This is a genomic window from Shewanella septentrionalis (assembly GCF_025370265.1).
Classification (GTDB): Bacteria; Pseudomonadota; Gammaproteobacteria; order Enterobacterales; family Shewanellaceae; genus Shewanella; species Shewanella hafniensis.
This window is the reverse complement of sequence record NZ_JAMTCC010000008.1, coordinates 32,508-49,060: the sequence shown is the minus strand read 5'-3', so window position 1 is coordinate 49,060 and position 16,553 is coordinate 32,508. Positions and strand designations below refer to the sequence as shown.

Sequence of the window (16,553 nt, the reverse complement as noted above, 5' to 3'; positions counted from 1 at the left end):
GAGGTGAACCATGCAGTACCAAGTCGACACTCATACCCATACTGTGGCGTCGAGCCATGCTTATAGCACGATTCATGACTACTTAGTGGTGGCAAAGCAAAAGGGGATTCGCTTATTTGCCACCACAGATCATGGGCCTGCGATGGCCGATGCGCCGCATTTTTGGCACTTTGTGAATTTAAGAGTGTTGCCGCGTATGGTCGATGGCGTCGGGATTTTGCGGGGTATCGAAGCCAATATTAAAAATATCGACGGCGAGATTGATTTCTTTGGTGATTATTTAAAGCAGCTCGATATTGTGCTCGCGGGATTCCATGAACCGGTTTATCCGCCATCGGATAAGGCAACCCACACAGAGGCCATGATTAATGCGATTAAAAGCGGCAAGGTCGATATCATCACTCATCCAGGAAACCCCGCCTATCCGATTGATATTGAAGCCGTTGCCCGCGCCGCTGCCGAATACGGTGTAGCGCTTGAAATTAACAATTCCTCCTTTGAAGTATCCCGTAAGGGTAGCGAAGCCAATTGCACTGCGATTGCTAAAGCGGCCAAGGAATTTGGCACTATTTTAGTTATGGGCTCTGATTCCCATGTGGCTTTCAGCTTGGGCGGTTTTGCGCGGGCGCAAGCGATCATCGATGAAGTGGCTTATCCGCCATCACGCTTACTTAATCGCAGTCCTTCTGCACTCTTGGCTTTTTTAGCCGCCCGTGGTCATGAAACCGTTGCTGATTTGATCCCTTTATTTAGTGACGATGCTCAATTAATAGATGCATAGTGAATATGATTAGTGATGAAAATAGTGGCAACTAAAGTGACGCCACTTCAATGCGGGGCGGCAATAGCTACAGATGCTAACACTCCTCAAGTGGTGTTAATCACGGGCGCTAAGAGTCAGCTCGCAGAGGCCTTGCTGAGAGTCGCTGCCGATATTGTCGAGCTAGCCCTAAATAGCAGCACAAGTGCAAACACGAGCGCAAACACAGTCGCGCCACTGAAGCTTTATGCGCTAAATCGCAGTCAGTTAGACATTAGCGATGCCGCCAATATTGCAGCCGTATTTGCTCAATATCGACCCAGTTGGGTGATCAATTGCGCGGCCTATAATGCGGTCGACGCTGCTGAGCATGATGCTATTGAAGCGAATCGGGTGAATGCACTCGGCCCTGAGTTATTGGCGCAGCAATGTTTACTGTCGGGCGCGCGCTTGCTGCATGTGTCGAGCGATTATGTGTTTGGTGGTCATGCTGTTTGTGGTATTGCCCATGCAACTGAACGTGCTGTAAGTGATGCTAGAGAAGCTGACTTTGAACAGCATCAAAACCCTGACTTAGCTCCAAATTCAAATCCAAACCATTTACCAAGGCCATTTGTTGAACTCGATGCTCCCGAGCCGTTGTCTGCTTACGGCAAGAGTAAGTTGCTCGGTGAGCAGAAGGTATTGGCGGTCTTGGGTGAGCGGGCAACGATTGTGCGCACCTCATGGCTTTACGGTCAAGATGGGCATAATTTTGTCAAAACCATGCTCAACTTGATGCGTACTCAGCCAAGCTTGCAGGTGATAGTCGACCAAATCGGCTGCCCGACATGGAGTGATGCACTCGCTAAGGTGATTTGGCAATTAGTCATGCAGCAGCGCTCGGGCGTATTTCATTACAGCGCTCAAGGCCAATGCAGTTGGTATGAATTTGCCTGTGAAATCCAGCGACAAGCCCTAGCGCTTAATTTGTTAAGTCAACCTGTGGTCATCCAGCCAATTACCAGTGCTGATTACGCTAAACAGGCATTAAACCGCGGCGTGAATTTGGCAAAAAGGCCGAGTTATAGCGTGCTGAACAGTGGTAAATTACGCTCCACTTTGGGGGTCAATAACGCACTGTCGATGCCTGAACAGATCGAGTGGCAAGATTGGTGTCAGCAACTGAATCGCATGTTGCGGCGGTTATCTTGACGATATTGAGTGTGACTCACATTTTGCTTTAGGCAATTTTAATCAGGCGTTAAGCGTTTACGTTATCCAGCGTTTAATGCTGTCGAAAACCATAAGCCCGCCAATAATCAGATTTAAGCGACAAATGTAGACTATCAATATGAAAACATAGGCTGTGAATACGAATGCAGCTGGACTCAAGCCCCTTCTCAGCGTCAATGGCTTGCCTTAGTATCGTAATCACTTTGTTAATCTGTGGTTTTGTGTGCCGCGGTTTAGGCCGCGAGTCTTAGTCTATTTTGCTTGATGTATGATGAATTTGTTCTAAATTCCCCTTGGATGACAATGGCATAATGCCAAGATATTTAATGCATTAAGGAAGTTTCAGTGACAGACAAGACGACAATAGCACAGACATTGACCAAACAAGATCTATTACAAGTGGTCGCGATTGCCAAAGCGGCGGGCGATGCCATTATGACGGTTTATGGTCAAGATGACTTTTCGGTGAGCCATAAGGGTGACGATAGTCCCGTGACGGCCGCCGATTTAGCCGCGCACCACGTGATAGTGGCGGCATTGGCGCAGCAGTTTGTCGGTATTCCTATTATGTCTGAGGAAGCGGCGGATATTGCGTGGGACGAGCGTCGTCAATGGCAAACCTATTGGTTGATTGACCCTTTAGATGGCACTAAGGAGTTTATTAAGCGCAATGGCGAGTTTACCGTCAATATTGCGCTTATCCATCAAGGGGTTGCAATCGCAGGTGTGGTTTATGCGCCTGTGCTCGATACCTATTATTACGGCGCTAAGCATTTAGGTGCATGGCGTCAACAAGCGGGTCAAGAGTGCCCCTTATTGGGCGCCAATACGCCACGCGAAATGCCGATGATTGTTGGCAGTCGCTCGCACTTGAGCCCAGGTTTAGCGCAATATTTACAACAGTTTGGCGAGCATGACATCTTAAGCGTGGGTAGCTCGCTTAAGTTTTGTATGTTGGCAGAAGGCAGTGCCGATCTGTACCCCAGACTGGGTCCTACCAGTGAGTGGGATACTGCGGCGGCGCAAGCCGTGCTCGAAAGTGCAGGCGGCACAGTTGTCTGTTATGAGTCAGGTGAACCATTAACTTATAATCAAAAACCTGACATTTTAAACCCTTACTTTATTGCCACAGCCCCAGGCTGGGTTAAATAACAACCGCCTAGCATCGATATTCGTTGATGAAAGGGCGGGCTAAACACTGGAGTAGTAATTCATGATGCGCATGGGCGTCGATTTAGGCGGAACAAAAATAGAATTAGTCGCACTGAGTGATGAAGGTAATGAGCTATTTCGCAAACGTGTGACGACGCCACGTGACTATCAGGGCACGCTTGCTGCGGTTGTAAATTTAGTTAAGGAAGCAGAAGCGACTCTTGGCGAGCAAGGCACTGTCGGCGTGGGTATTCCAGGTGTGGTATCGCCCTATTCAGGTTTAGTCAAAAATGCTAACTCGACGTGGATCAATGGTCATCCCCTCGATGTGGATTTAGGGGAATTGTTGCAGCGTGAAGTGCGGGTTGCCAATGATGCCAACTGCTTTGCGGTATCTGAGGCGGTCGATGGTGCTGCCGCTGGTGCTTCTGTGGTGTTTGGCGTGATTATTGGTACTGGTTGTGGCGCTGGCGTGGCAATTAACGGCAAAGTGCACGGTGGTGGTAATGGTATCGGCGGTGAATGGGGTCATAATCCTTTGCCTTGGATGACTAAGGAAGAGTTCAATACCACCCGTTGCTTCTGTGGCAATCCCGATTGTATCGAGACCTTTATTTCAGGTACTGGCTTTGTGCGTGATTATAATGCGGCTTTGACGGCTGCGGGTACAGTGCGCGCTGCTGCCAAATCAGGTGCCGATATTATGTTGTTAGTCGATGAAGGTGACGCCATTGCGGTTGCTGCATTTGATCGTTATATGGATAGACTCGCTCGTTCACTCGCCCATGTGATCAATATGCTCGATCCCGATGCCATAGTGCTGGGGGGCGGAATGTCGAATGTCGCGGCGATTTACCCAAGATTACCGGCATTGCTGGCCCATTATGTGGTGGGACGTGAGTGTCATACGCCTGTGGTGCAGAATCTATACGGTTGTTCATCGGGAGTGCGCGGTGCCGCTTGGTTGTGGGAAAAGTGATCTTTGCTTGGATATTTGAACTCATCTAGTGAGCTTATTCGGTTTTGAAATCAATGCTTAATGGCCGATACGTTTTATAAACATTAGCCCAGCAAAACGCTGGGCTAATGTTATCTGCTATGCGTTTCGCCGTATTTTGATGCTATGATTGCGCTCTTTTGGGGGGCTTGGCATGGACATCATGTTTTGGGTTAAGAAAGTTGTTTCACAGGGGATAATGCCGATTCCCTTTATCCTATTGTTATTATTAATTTCTTTTCTGGTATGGCGCCGTCGGAGTATGGCGAAATACTTAGTATCGTGCGCCTTCTTTCTCTTACTCTTTTTAAGCAGTCAACTGGGTGTGAATACCTTAGTGCGGCCATTAGAGTCGGCTTACCCCATTAATTCCACACCCATCACAGGCGCTTGTTTTGTGATGGTATTAGGTTCGGCACACTCGGATATTCAAGGCGCGACTGCGGTGCAATCCTTATCTGCAGTAGCGCTTGCAAGGCTTAGTGAAGGGCTCAGACAGCTGAAATTAGGTCAAGAATGTAAGTTGATTGTCAGCGGTTGGGGGGGAGAGTTTCCGCAGGTTTCCCATGCTGAAATGATGGCGAATGCCGCAGTTGAACTGGGCGTCGATAAACGTCGGATCATCCAATTCCCCTTGGCGCGCGATACGATAGAAGAAGCGCAATACTTAAAGTGGGAATTAGGGGAGGAGCCCTTTCGCTTAGTCACATCGGCTACTCATATGCCAAGGTCGATGGCTATTTTCGCCGCTAAAGGCTTACACCCAGAGGCTGCACCGACAGATTATATTGGCCGAGATGATTTTTGGTGGCGTTTGACGGCGGATAATCTAGTGGCTTCTCAGCGGGCGATTCACGAATACATTGGCCGTTTGTGGTTATGGATAAAGGCCGTAAGTTAAAGGTGTGGTTTGCTAAGTTCGGTCTAAAGAGAGTGAGTGTTAACAGGAAGATGAACAATGACAATTGAGTCAGAAAGTGTGTCTGTGCGTCCTTTATCAAAACGAAATGGGTTAACCTTAACTTGGCTAGGAGGTTTAAGTTTGGTGCTGGGTTTGGGACTTTTTCTGACGTGGCCGGCCTTGTTTGCTGTTGGTTTGATGTTTTTTAGTTTGGGCGCTATTTCACTCATTCTCGGTTTAGCCAAGGTGTATGAGCCGGAAACGACTCTAGCACTAGATGACAAGGGGCTGACCTATTTTCATCGCCGCGGCAAAGTGTCTATCGGTTGGGATAATATTCAAAGGGTCGATATCCCGCGGGTGACCAATGGATTAGATACCATAGAGTTATCTTATTTAGGTATTAAGCTAAAACACTTAAATCCTATTTTGGACAATATTTCCCTGCGCTTAGCCACCGGCTTATTAACAGAGCAGCGGCCTTTATTGGTGACTGCAGCCTCGCAAGATGAAGACTTAGCGACTTTAGAAACTTATCTCGGCGCAGAGTTTGGTCCTTTGGTGATAGAAGGGGATCGTTATCGCGGTGTATTGGCGATGTTTGGGCATCGCTGCGTGATGTTAGATACGCGTTTAGGTTATCACTTGTATATTCCCCACGACAGTTTGGACAGAGAAGCTAAGGACTTTCTTAAGCTGCTTAGACAACGTATTGCACAAGCCAGTCGCTTAGCGGATTAAGTCTTTATCGCAGTTATTAATACGATTGATATTGCATTTTTACGTGAAGAGAATTGGCAATAAAAAAGGGGACCCTAAGGGTCCCCAATGAGTTGCAGAGTTGAAGTTTGGGTTGTGCAGGGGCAACCCAAAGGTACTAGTACTAGTGTGCTACCTCTGCGTGTACCTTATCTACGCCGTAGGTTTTTCCTTCAGCATGACAGGTCGCGCAAGATTCTACTGGTAGGTTAGGATCTGTCATTGCATCCGCTTCAACTACCGCACCGTTACTTCTAAAGTGAGCGACAGCTGCCGCATCAGAGTGAGCGTGACAGGTACGGCATGATTCAGCTACTGGGCTAATGTAGTAAGCACCGACTTTGATTGAGCGTTTGCCTGAAGTTAAACCGCCGTCAGTTGCAAACAGTTTGGCATTGTCTTTGTGACATGCAGAACATGCAGTTTCTGGTGATGGATAACCTTCTAACTCTCCGTCAGCATTACGGAAGATGCCTTCAATACCATCGAAGTTACCACTGTGGAAACGGTGGGCCACAGTAAATAAGTCTTTGTTACCAAAAGTGACATCTGGATTGACGACCTTAGTACCATCAGCACCTTTGTATGCGACTGTTGGGTGATATGTTGAGCCTGTAGTATCGTTATGGCAGTTCATACACTGGTCGAAGGTATAAGTACCGTGCCTGGTGCCTTTGGCATAATCTAAAGTGCCATGACATGCATTACACTTAGCTTCTTCTACTGTGATACGAGTAGGGTCAGTCATACGGGCTTTAGTGACTGCGCTACCATCAAGACTGTAGAATTTCACTGCAGCTTCGTTACCGATAGGGCTAGTTGGACCAAACTCTAAGCCCGTGGTATTACAGCTAACCACTTTACCCGCTTTGGCACAGAAGTTGGCTTCTGAACCGACGTAGAGAGTGCCCACAGCTTGCGCATCTGGAATATCTTTCACGAAGGTTAATACGCCGCCCGCAAGTGTACCGTTTGCCAAGGTTAGATTGATTGCAGTTGGTTTAACATCGCGCCACGCATAAACAGTGCCATCTGTAGTCACATTACCTAATAGTAGACCGTTAGCGCCCAACATACCTGTTGGATTAGTCGTTGCATTATAGGTGGCAAGACTTGTACCGTCAGCGATTGGTGCGCCATTCATGGTCACATTGGCTTTGATGGTTAAGGTTTTCATGCCTAGAGTGGCAGATGGAGCGACTGCTGCGCTGGTAAAGTCAACTTTGAACAGAGAAGCATACTCAGCACGTTTACCGACACTATGCACCACCGCGGGCGACAAGTTACCTGTGCCGTGGCAAGAGCTACATTGAGTGTCATCTGCTTGAGCTAGACCAAATTCTGAATGGTTTTCACCGGTGGCGAAGTTGACTGTTATATGACAGCCGACACAAGCTTGGGCGTAAACGGTGTTATAGCTAGGTTGGTCTGTAGTATGACAGGTCGTACATTCTTTCAAATCCGATGGGAAACCTAATTCACCGAAGTATTCTTTAGCGTCACCACTGAGATAATCGGCAACATGATGACCCGCATGGATGCGGTGAACCATAGGGCCTAAATCAAATAACCAGCCATCGGCCAATTGCTGCTCATCAGGTTGATTTGCAGGATTATGACAGGCAATACAATTTTCAACACTTTGATAGTTATGGTGGGCTTCAATTTTGGCTATTCTGCCATCGACCGCGCCATGACAGTTGATGCAAGCTGCATCGGTAACCGTATCTTTACCTGATGTTTCGACAATTGCATTGGTTGATGGAATGAAGTTCAGCGGTTCAGATAAAATTTTATCTGAAATACTAGTACCACTAGCATCAGTGATGTTATATGCACGCATAAAGAAACGATGCGCTGCCGTTAAATCATCATTGGCGTTCATTATTGGCGCTGCACCGTCATAGGTCCAGGTACCCGTATAAGTGCCGGGAGAGGCTGGATCTTCAACTAAAGTACAGGCTTTTCCGGTTTGACCGCGTGAAGTGTATTCACCCGTCAGTGTACAGTACATTGATGAACTATTGCCTGCTGCTGCGCCGTTGTTAACCCATTGCAGCGGGGCTCCCGAACCTGAATTATTAACCATGGCGGTCACCGAGTAGAGTGACACCATATCTAACCCAGTAAACGGAACTGCTTTGCCTTGGGCATTTTTGCCTTCAACATTAAACTTAATTTTGAATATCCCAGCACCAGCGATATTGATGTCTTCTGGGGCGATAATAAAGGTCACATCGCCTGCTGAAGCAACAGTATTAACAAAGGATCCCGCAGGGGTTCCCGGTGTACCTGGTGTTCCGGGAGTGCCTGGTGTTCCGGGTGTACCAGGTGCCCCATCTTGACCATCGCTTCCGTCCCCGCAGGCGGTAAGACTTAAGGTACTGACGAGAGCCAGTGCCAGTAGAGATTTATTGTAGTTTTTCATCATCGCGTCCCTTTTTCTTTCTATAAGACTGCGTGTGCAGTGCCTCTAATATAGGAGGATTCACCTACTTATAAAGTGGTATTTGCAAGTTTGTATCTGATATGTGAACGATGATTTAACAAACGTGGATGGAAATTCTAAAATTTGCATTTTGATATTTTAAATAATGAAATTCAGCCGGAAAGCCATGATGGCCATCACAATTTTTATTTTTCAACTTGGGCTTCAGTGAAGAATTCATTTTCGGTTAAGCAAAATGCTTGAGGCAAAGATAGCCTAAATCTCAGTAATGGAATTGACGTTTAGATCATCAAAGCACAGGGGAAAAGAGGCGGTAATGTAATCTGAGGATTAGTATTGTTAAGAGATAACATACCAATGAAATTTTGATGTTTTAAACTTCGGCATCTCACTATTTAAACCCCGTTTAACATCGAATCATCGCAATGGTATAAACAAGGTTTAGTGAATGTTATCTCCACGAGCTTGGTTGAGCTGATTGTCTCGCGTTAGCGGGCGTGATCGAGTGCGGCAAGTAAGGAACGCACGACAAGCGCGCTTTGACTCTGACTGTAACGCCGATGAATTGCTGGTTTTTCAATGAGATAATATTGTGGCGCCATCATAGAATCGTGAAGCCTGTTGAGTTCTTTATCATTTAAGCGTGCTAAGTGTAATCCGGGCATATGTTTTACTGTGTGCATATCAATGCTGGAACAGAAAGCCACGCTCTTCATGGTGAGTAAATGGGCGTACCATTCCTCTCGGTCGATAACTTTCTCCACCGCAGGCAGTAAGATACCTTGGCGTTGGCAAAACAATTCTAAGGGGTCAATTTTACTGTTAAAGCCTTTAACTTCTATAAATAGAAATGGATGGCGACAAATTTGCTCTAAGCTAATGTCAGTTTCAATTTGCCACAGAGGATGTTGTTTGGCCGCCACTATGTAGACACCATTGATCGTGCCAAGTTTGGTGTAACTTAATTCTTTATTTTCAGCGCTTTCTAAGGTGATGCCAAAATCCAGTGCACCTGCGTGAATTAACTCTGCGCTATTTTCCTGCCATTTATGTAAACGTATTTTTCCTAATGCTTGGGCGACTTCAGGCGTGCTTAATTGCGGCGCTAAAAAGTTCAATAGTCCATTACAGGCGGCGATATGTAGTGGTAAATCGGCATTGATGGCTGCATTTTGTATCTGAGTTGCAGATTGTTCGAGGTGATAAACTGATTCAGTAAACTGGCAAATCGCCACATACAGGCTTTCTGCTAAAGGAGTGGGTTTTAGCCCCTGTTGTCGGCGATAGAAGAGTTCATCGTTAAAGGTCAGGCGTAATGCGTTGAGACAACGGCTGATTTTCGGTGCAGAAACATCCAACGCTTTGGCGGCACTGTTCGCGTGCCCAGTATCGAAAATACTTTTAAATACCAGTAAGGTAAAAACATCGAGTTCACAGATTTGTTTGAGTAATGCGTTGCTCATTTTGTATGTTGCCCTATATGAGTCTTAACTATTTTTTGCGGGGTTATTAGGGGCATTCTGTGGCCCTGACTCTGCTCCTTGCTATCCCCCTAACATCGCTATTAGCTGTGAGATTAACAGCAGTCGTGCGGATTAACTGTGATCACTCTCGGCAAAATAACAATTATTTAACCATTGTAAAGAGTGCTACTTCGCAGGCAGTTATTTGGCTGGTAAGGGTTTTGAGTCGGGGTATTAAAAAAATTGAGTAAATAATGCGTTAAAAATACAAGCTCGCCTAAGTGGGTGAGCTTGCGAGCATCATTTATTCGCCGTTTTAGCGAGATTCTATAACATCGTTTTGTACGTGCGATAAGTTACCATTGGCTGTTACAGTTGTGTGGCCAATTGCATGGGAATAAATGGTTGGCGCATCTTCTTTAATCCGCATGCCAATAAACTGGCCGCCCTCAAAAATTTGCATTGAAGTGCTCGCCACTTCGCCATCGACAACACCATTATGCTGGATCACTAAGCGTTCACAAATGAGTCTGCCTTTGAAGTGTCCGTTCACGACAAACTCATGGCACTTGACTTCGCCTTGAATCGTACCGCCCTGTTCTATAGTGATATTAGCCTCAGAAAGCAGTTGACCTTGGATATCACCGCCAATAAGCACATCGCCCGTTAATTCGATATTCCCCGTGAGTTTAGTGCCTCGAGAAATAAAACTAAAAGAGGGACTTTGTTTAGGGGGGAAGAACAGTTTTTTTACAAACATCATCATAAATCAACTTAATTCGAGAAGGGATTAACAGAGTTCAATAGAGGCGCGATACTAGCGTAAAATCGATGATATGCACAGCTCTGTATGGGTTAATGTGATGGCTTTGCTGCATTAAGTCGGTCGGGTTATTTCAATGGCCTTGCTAGGGCAGGGAGCCACACAGGCGCCGCATCCGGTACAAAGTTCAAGGTCTATTTGCGGACGTGGAGCTTGGCCAATATTGAACTCAAAACGGATGGCTCTAGGCTCACAGGCATCCTTACAACTTTGACACCAGATCCCTTGAAAGGTTAAACAGCTTTCTTGAATATGGGCTTGATACGACCAAGGTATTTGGGCTAAATCGAAGATTTTCTCAGGGCATGCCTTAGCGCACAGCGTACAAAAAGTACACTCATTGTCCTTAAAGGACACTTCAGGAAATCCACCATCGCCTTTGATGATGATCTGCGTTTCACACACCTCAATACAGGCTGAACAGCGCGTGCACACATCGGTGAACTCGATATCATCACGCACCCAAGGTGGCCTCAAGGCATTATCTTTACGGCGGCGAAAGAGGTTACGACGACTGTGATTAATACTTTGAGTCATGTTGCTCCTCGAACGGTTGGTTATTTAAAGTGATGGGTGTATTCACAGTGATAAAGAAAAATGGCTTGGGATATTTCCACAAGCCATTCAATTTGTTAGCCGTTGTAACCATTGGGATTGGTCGATTGCCAATGCCAGCTACTGTTGGCCATATCTTCTAGCGTATGTGTTGCTTGCCAGCCGAGATCTTCCCGTGCATGGGTTGGATCGGCGTAGCAGGCGGCAATATCACCAGGGCGACGTGGCGCAATTTGGTAGGCAATGGTGTTACCACAGGCTTTTTCAAAGGCGTGAACCATGTCTAAAACACTATATCCTTGGCCTGTGCCTAAGTTATAGGTGACCAGACCTGGTTTAGTGGCCAATTTGGCCAGTGCTTTTAAATGGCCATTGGCTAAATCCACCACATGGATATAGTCACGCACGCCAGTCCCATCATGAGTCGGATAATCATCACCAAACACGCTTAAGGCGGCACGTTTACCCACGGCAACCTGCGCAATAAAGGGCATTAAGTTGTTAGGGATATCATTAGGATCTTCGCCGATTAAGCCACTGGCATGGGCGCCAACCGGATTAAAATAACGCAGACGAGCGATATTCCAGCTCGGATCGGCATTGTGAACATCTGCCAGTATATGTTCAACCATCAACTTAGACTGACCATAGGGATTGGTCGCTCCAGTGGGGAAGTCTTCGGTGATAGGTAAACTTGCAGGATCGCCATACACAGTAGCCGATGAGCTGAAAACGAGATTTTTCACCTTAAACTCCGCCATAACTTGGCAGAGGATTAGGGTTCCTGTGACGTTATTCTCATAATACTTAAGGGGTTTAGCGACGGATTCACCCACAGCCTTTAATCCCGCAAAGTGAATAACCGAATCGATAGCATGATCGTTAAACACTTTCTGTAATAAGGCTTTATTGAGAATATCGCCTTGATAGAAAATGACCGATTTACCTGTGATCCGCTCGACTCGGTTTAAAGCTTCTATGCTCGAATTAGACAAGTTGTCTAACACAATCACATCACTGCCTGCATTGAGCAGTTCTACCACAGTGTGAGTGCCAATATAGCCAGCACCACCGGTCACTAAAATCGTCATTACTTCATCCCTTTTACAACGGTTTTTAAATATTGTGCAAAATCTTCACCGATTTCGCTGTGGCGCAGGGCGTATTCAACGTTCGCGTGCATATACCCTTGTTTGTTACCACAGTCGTGGCTCTTACCTTCCATGTAGTAAGCATTTACGGTTTCTTGCTTCATTAACATAGCGATTGCATCGGTTAATTGAATTTCATCGCCCGCGCCAGCAGGGGTTTTAGCCAGTAACGGCCAAATGCTGGCAGGTAACACATAACGGCCTACAACGGCTAAGTTAGATGGTGCTTCATCCACGGCTGGCTTCTCAACCAGTTCGACTAATGGTTCAGACTCTCCAGGTTGTAAATCATGGCCATTCACATCAGCAATACCATATTGGTTAACAACATTGTGTGGCACGCCTTCAACCATGATTTGACCCACTTGGGTTTCATCAAACAGGGTAACCATAGCGGCTAAGTTATCGCGGCGCAGATCACAGCTGGCTTCATCGATGATCACATCAGGCAGCAACACTGCAAATGGTGCATCGCCGACGACAGATTTTGCACACAAAATGGCGTGGCCTAATCCTTTCGCCTGAGATTGACGCACGCTAATGATAGTCACGTCTTTAGGACAGATAGATTGCACGGCTTCGAGTAACTGACGTTTAACGCGGCGTTCGAGTTGGGCTTCTAATTCGAAACTGGTATCGAAGTGGTTTTCGATAGAGTTTTTACTGGCGTGGGTCACTAAGACAATTTCTTTGATCCCAGCAGCGATAGCTTCACTGACCACGTATTGGATCAATGGCTTATCGACAACCGGTAACATTTCCTTTGGAATCGCTTTGGTCGCTGGAAGCATACGAGTGCCTAGGCCTGCGACGGGAATAACGGCTTTACGAATTTGATGTTGTTTCATTGCGAACCTTTTAGGTCAAGGAGATGCGATTAATGGCCAATATTGTAAATGACCTACACAGAAAAGCTATTTACAAACACTAAAAAATTGAGGAAATCTAAGTATTTTAACGGCAAATTCGGGCATAAGTTTTAGCAAAGGTAGCACAGTGGATCTAATCCAGCACCCATGGCGTGCAGCAACCGGGTGATTTTAATGACCTTGTAATATTTGCTTTACGTTTACGTCACAGTGGCGGCACAAGAATAAAGTGTGAGGGAGTTAACAAATTTAAAGCCTTAGATCACTATGGAGCCATGAGTGTTAGCCACCGAGTGAAGATTATGACGAAAGGAACAGAGTACATCGCTCGCAGAGCCGATGACACTGGGTTTATCCATTACCCACAAGAAGAACACGATATTTGGCGTCAGCTTTACGCCCGTCAAGCCGTTAATCTCCCTGGTCGTGCCTGCAAGGAATATCTGCAAGGGCTCGATGCCTTAGGGATGCCAAAGGATCGCATTCCGCAACTTGCCGAAATTGATGCGGTGTTACAAGCGACCACTGGTTGGAAAACGGCGGCGGTCCCTGCGCTGATATCCTTCGGCCGTTTTTTTGAACTGCTGGCCAATAAAGAGTTTCCTGTGGCCACTTTTATTCGCCGCAAGGAAGAGTTTGATTACTTGCAAGAGCCAGATATCTTCCACGAGATTTTTGGTCACTGCCCTTTGCTCACCAACCCTTCATTTGCCAATTTCTCTCACATGTATGGGCAGTTAGGTTTACATGCCAGCAAAGAGGAAAGGGTATTTTTAGCGCGTTTGTACTGGTTTACGGTTGAGTTTGGTTTACTACAGCCTAAAGACGGTCCCTTATGTATTTATGGCGGCGGCATTTTAAGCTCACCCGGTGAAACCTTGTATGCAATGGAAAGTGACGCGCCAGAACGTCAACCTTTTGATTTATTGAATGTGCTGCGAACCCCATATCGCATCGACATTATGCAGCCGATTTATTATGTGATTGAGCACATTGATATGCTGGATGAAATTGCCAAGATGGATATTATGGCTTATGTCACTAAGGCCCGTCAGTTAGGTTTATTTGCCCCTAAGTTTCCGCCAAAAGCTAAGGCGAGTTAAGTCACGATTCGGTTGATGAGTTGACTCGTTATTTGGCTGGCGTCTAATTTAGCCATCTGATATTGAGTCATGCGATTTAAGCTATTAATAGAAAATGAGTAAAGTGCAACAGAATATCCCTACCAATGTTGCCAACAGGAGTATGTATGACAGCGTTATCGAATATGAAATGTGAAGCGTGCCAAGCCGACGCACCTAAAGTGACCGATGAAGAATTGGCCGAACTTATTCGTATGATCCCCGACTGGGGCGTGCAAGTACGTGACGGCGTAATGCAGCTTGAGCGTGTCTACAAGTTTAAAAACTTTAAACTGGCGATGGCATTCACGAATAAGCTGGCGGATTTAGCGGAAGAAGAATTCCATCATCCAGGCATTTTCACTGAATGGGGCAAAGTGACTGTCACTTGGTGGTCACATTCTATTAAGGGCCTACATAAGAATGACTTCATCATGGCCGCCAAGACAGACCAGTTATTGGTTTAGTTAATTCACCAAATTAATCAGCATCTTAACCTGTTTTTTGATGCTGATTTTTTCTTCCTGTTACAATTCAACTGTAAACTAGGCTTGCCACTTTCTGTTTAACCTTCTAACGTATACGGGCTCTGCTATTTCCCCTCATCGCTGACGTTTTCGTTAAGGTAACGACTTGCCTAGCAAGCGTCATTTTTGTTGTAAAGCTCAAGGCGAAAAATAGCTCTGCACGGTTTATCCCCAAAATTCGAATCAAAAAAGGGAATATCAGTCATTATGCGCTTGGAAGTCAGCTGTCAGGATCGTGTTGGTTTAGCCAAAGATATCTTAGTCGTGTTAGAGCGTTATGGTATTAATTTAATTGCCATTGATGCCAGTAACCAAGGTTTCCTGTACTTACAATTTGCCGAAATCAGTTTTGAAACCTTAAGTGCCTTGATGCCGCAGATCCGCAAAGTGGAAAGTGTCCACGATGTGCGTACTGTGTCGTTTATGCCCTCAGAGCAGGAACATTACGCCCTTAAAACCTTGCTCAAAACCTTACCCGACTCCGTTTTCTCCATCGATGCTAAAGCGCGTATCCGTATCGTTAACGAGTCTGCCTTGCTCAATATCGGCATGGGTGAGCACGAAGTGCTCGAAGAGTCGCTCAATCATTGGGTGCAAGGTTTTAACTTCAGCCGCTGGTTGAGTGAAAGCCAAGTCTTACCGCAAGCGGCGAGGGTACAAATTGGTCCTAACGAATATCTAGCCGAAATGCTGCCGATTTACCTGCCCGATGAGGATGAAAAAACCATCTTAGTTGGCGCTGTGGTGTCGCTAAAATCCCCCGCGCGGGTTGGAAAACAGTTTAACGCGCTGCAGAACCAAACCACTGGCTTTGAAAATGTATTAGCCAGTAGTGACAAAATGAAGGAAGTGCTAAAGCAAGCGCGGCGTATGGCCCAGCTCGATGCGCCTTTATTGATCACGGGTGAAACGGGTACTGGCAAAGAATTAATGGCCAGAGCCAGCCACGATGCCAGCATGCGCCGCGAGAAACCCTTTATTGCCATCAACTGCGCCGCTCTGCCCGACAGCGCCGCCGAAGAAGAATTATTCGGTTATGTCAGCCAAGGTAAAGTCGTTAAACGGGGTTTCTTTGAAGAAGCCAAGGGCGGCACAGTATTTCTCGATGAAGTAGCGGAAATGTCCAAGGCTGCCCAAGTTAAGCTGCTTCGGCTATTGCAAGATGGCACCTTTAGACGCATAGGCGGCGATGAAGAAGTCCGCGCCGATGTGCGAATTATCTGCTCAACCCAGAAGAATTTAGCTGAACTGTGCCAAACTGGTGAGTTTAGGGAAGATTTGTACTATCGCATCCATGTGCTGAGTTATCACATACCGTCACTGCGCGAGCGTAAGGTCGATATCATTCCACTGACGGAAATGTTCCTCGAACATTACAGCCAACAGTTGTCTAGCCCAGTGCGGCGGATTTCGGCTCAGTGCCGCGATCATTTGCTCACCTACGCTTGGCCAGGTAACGTACGCCAATTAAAGAACGCGGTATTTAGAGCTGTGTCTATGTGGGATGGTTCGGCTGAGTTGACGGTCGAACAATTAAAATTGCCGTCCTACGCCGAAGGTTTTGGTTACTTTGACAATGAGTTTGAAGGCAATCTCGACGATGCAATGAAGCAGTTTGAGGCGAGTCTGTTGCGCAGATTATATCCTGCCTATCCGAGCACTCGACAGTTAGCGAAAAAGCTCGGGGTGTCGCACACCGCTATTGCCAATAAGCTGCGTGAGTACAAGATAGCCAAGCGTCGTTAAGCCGAGCCTTGCTGGCTTGACGCGATAGATGTAACAGTTTCGTTCCACTTAGTTGCCGACTTTTC

General features: G+C 46.4%; 15 protein-coding genes. 9 read left to right on the top strand and 6 right to left on the bottom strand.

Annotated features, from left to right (window positions below; genetic code table 11):
* The first annotated feature begins 10 nt into the window (after positions 1–10).
* From NE536_RS06180 to NE536_RS06155, 6 genes are all read left to right on the top strand, one after another.
* The gene (locus NE536_RS06180) at positions 11–781 is read left to right on the top strand and encodes a phosphatase (RefSeq protein ID WP_261272142.1); all 771 of its coding nucleotides are present in this window, start codon (positions 11–13) and stop codon (positions 779–781) included.
* A gap of 15 nt (positions 782–796) precedes the next feature.
* Positions 797–1,954, top strand: coding sequence for an SDR family oxidoreductase (locus tag NE536_RS06175; protein WP_261272141.1), 1,158 nt, complete (start codon positions 797–799; stop codon positions 1,952–1,954).
* Positions 1,955–2,320: 366 nt separating this feature from the next.
* A complete protein-coding gene (gene cysQ / locus NE536_RS06170) occupies positions 2,321–3,127 on the top strand; it encodes a 3'(2'),5'-bisphosphate nucleotidase CysQ (RefSeq protein WP_261272140.1) in 807 nt (268 codons plus the stop codon).
* A gap of 61 nt (positions 3,128–3,188) precedes the next feature.
* Complete coding sequence (gene mak / locus NE536_RS06165) at positions 3,189–4,106, top strand: fructokinase (RefSeq protein WP_261272139.1); 918 nt, start codon at positions 3,189–3,191, stop codon at positions 4,104–4,106.
* A 217-nt stretch (positions 4,107–4,323) separates the two neighbouring features.
* Complete coding sequence (locus tag NE536_RS06160; RefSeq protein WP_261272193.1) at positions 4,324–5,025, top strand: YdcF family protein; 702 nt, start codon at positions 4,324–4,326, stop codon at positions 5,023–5,025.
* A gap of 57 nt (positions 5,026–5,082) precedes the next feature.
* The gene (locus NE536_RS06155; RefSeq protein ID WP_261272138.1) at positions 5,083–5,766 is read left to right on the top strand and encodes a DUF2982 domain-containing protein; all 684 of its coding nucleotides are present in this window, start codon (positions 5,083–5,085) and stop codon (positions 5,764–5,766) included.
* Positions 5,767–5,908: 142 nt separating this feature from the next.
* Here the strand turns inward: NE536_RS06155 and NE536_RS06150 are convergent, their stop codons facing one another.
* The 6 genes from NE536_RS06150 to galU all read right to left on the bottom strand — a co-directional run bounded on the left by NE536_RS06150 (position 5,909) and on the right by galU (position 13,073).
* The gene (locus NE536_RS06150) at positions 5,909–8,215 is read right to left on the bottom strand and encodes an OmcA/MtrC family decaheme c-type cytochrome (RefSeq protein WP_261272137.1); all 2,307 of its coding nucleotides are present in this window, start codon (positions 8,213–8,215) and stop codon (positions 5,909–5,911) included.
* A gap of 506 nt (positions 8,216–8,721) precedes the next feature.
* On the bottom strand, positions 8,722–9,696 hold the full coding sequence (locus NE536_RS06145) for a LysR family transcriptional regulator (protein ID WP_261272136.1): 975 nt from the start codon (positions 9,694–9,696) through the stop codon (positions 8,722–8,724).
* Positions 9,697–10,012: 316 nt separating this feature from the next.
* The gene (locus NE536_RS06140; RefSeq protein WP_261272135.1) at positions 10,013–10,462 is read right to left on the bottom strand and encodes a bactofilin family protein; all 450 of its coding nucleotides are present in this window, start codon (positions 10,460–10,462) and stop codon (positions 10,013–10,015) included.
* Positions 10,463–10,573: 111 nt separating this feature from the next.
* A complete protein-coding gene (gene napF / locus NE536_RS06135; protein ID WP_261272134.1) occupies positions 10,574–11,056 on the bottom strand; it encodes a ferredoxin-type protein NapF in 483 nt (160 codons plus the stop codon).
* 95 nt (positions 11,057–11,151) lie between these two features.
* Positions 11,152–12,165: a UDP-glucose 4-epimerase GalE gene (gene galE / locus NE536_RS06130; protein WP_261272133.1), complete on the bottom strand. Its 1,014-nt coding sequence runs from the start codon at positions 12,163–12,165 to the stop codon at positions 11,152–11,154.
* Complete coding sequence (gene galU, locus NE536_RS06125) at positions 12,165–13,073, bottom strand: UTP--glucose-1-phosphate uridylyltransferase GalU (protein WP_261272132.1); 909 nt, start codon at positions 13,071–13,073, stop codon at positions 12,165–12,167. Before galU ends, galE begins: the two co-directional genes overlap by 1 nt.
* 323 nt (positions 13,074–13,396) lie before the next feature.
* On the opposite strand from galU, the gene phhA reads away from it, so the two are divergent.
* The 3 genes from phhA (at position 13,397) to tyrR (ending at position 16,488) form a co-directional block, all read left to right on the top strand.
* Positions 13,397–14,197 carry a phenylalanine 4-monooxygenase gene (gene phhA, locus NE536_RS06120; RefSeq protein ID WP_220592490.1) on the top strand — a complete coding sequence of 267 codons (801 nt, stop codon included), beginning with the start codon at positions 13,397–13,399 and terminating at the stop codon, positions 14,195–14,197.
* 146 nt (positions 14,198–14,343) lie between these two features.
* Positions 14,344–14,682: a 4a-hydroxytetrahydrobiopterin dehydratase gene (locus NE536_RS06115; protein WP_006081014.1), complete on the top strand. Its 339-nt coding sequence runs from the start codon at positions 14,344–14,346 to the stop codon at positions 14,680–14,682.
* Between the two features lie 267 nt (positions 14,683–14,949).
* Entirely contained in the window at positions 14,950–16,488 is a 1,539-nt protein-coding gene (gene tyrR, locus NE536_RS06110; protein WP_006085271.1) for a transcriptional regulator TyrR, read from the top strand.
* Positions 16,489–16,553 lie beyond the last annotated feature (65 nt).

Coding starts and splice junctions, on each gene's coding strand:
- NE536_RS06180 (WP_261272142.1), top strand. CDS start 11: ATGCAGTACCAAGTCGACACTCATACCCATACTGTGGCGTCGAGCCAT.
- NE536_RS06175 (WP_261272141.1), top strand. CDS start 797: ATGAAAATAGTGGCAACTAAAGTGACGCCACTTCAATGCGGGGCGGCA.
- mak (WP_261272139.1), top strand. CDS start 3,189: ATGATGCGCATGGGCGTCGATTTAGGCGGAACAAAAATAGAATTAGTC.
- NE536_RS06160 (WP_261272193.1), top strand. CDS start 4,324: ATGCCGATTCCCTTTATCCTATTGTTATTATTAATTTCTTTTCTGGTA.
- NE536_RS06155 (WP_261272138.1), top strand. CDS start 5,083: ATGACAATTGAGTCAGAAAGTGTGTCTGTGCGTCCTTTATCAAAACGA.
- NE536_RS06150 (WP_261272137.1), bottom strand. CDS start 8,215: ATGATGAAAAACTACAATAAATCTCTACTGGCACTGGCTCTCGTCAGT.
- NE536_RS06145 (WP_261272136.1), bottom strand. CDS start 9,696: ATGAGCAACGCATTACTCAAACAAATCTGTGAACTCGATGTTTTTACC.
- NE536_RS06140 (WP_261272135.1), bottom strand. CDS start 10,462: ATGATGATGTTTGTAAAAAAACTGTTCTTCCCCCCTAAACAAAGTCCC.
- napF (WP_261272134.1), bottom strand. CDS start 11,056: ATGACTCAAAGTATTAATCACAGTCGTCGTAACCTCTTTCGCCGCCGT.
- galE (WP_261272133.1), bottom strand. CDS start 12,165: ATGACGATTTTAGTGACCGGTGGTGCTGGCTATATTGGCACTCACACT.
- galU (WP_261272132.1), bottom strand. CDS start 13,073: ATGAAACAACATCAAATTCGTAAAGCCGTTATTCCCGTCGCAGGCCTA.
- phhA (WP_220592490.1), top strand. CDS start 13,397: ATGACGAAAGGAACAGAGTACATCGCTCGCAGAGCCGATGACACTGGG.
- NE536_RS06115 (WP_006081014.1), top strand. CDS start 14,344: ATGACAGCGTTATCGAATATGAAATGTGAAGCGTGCCAAGCCGACGCA.
- tyrR (WP_006085271.1), top strand. CDS start 14,950: ATGCGCTTGGAAGTCAGCTGTCAGGATCGTGTTGGTTTAGCCAAAGAT.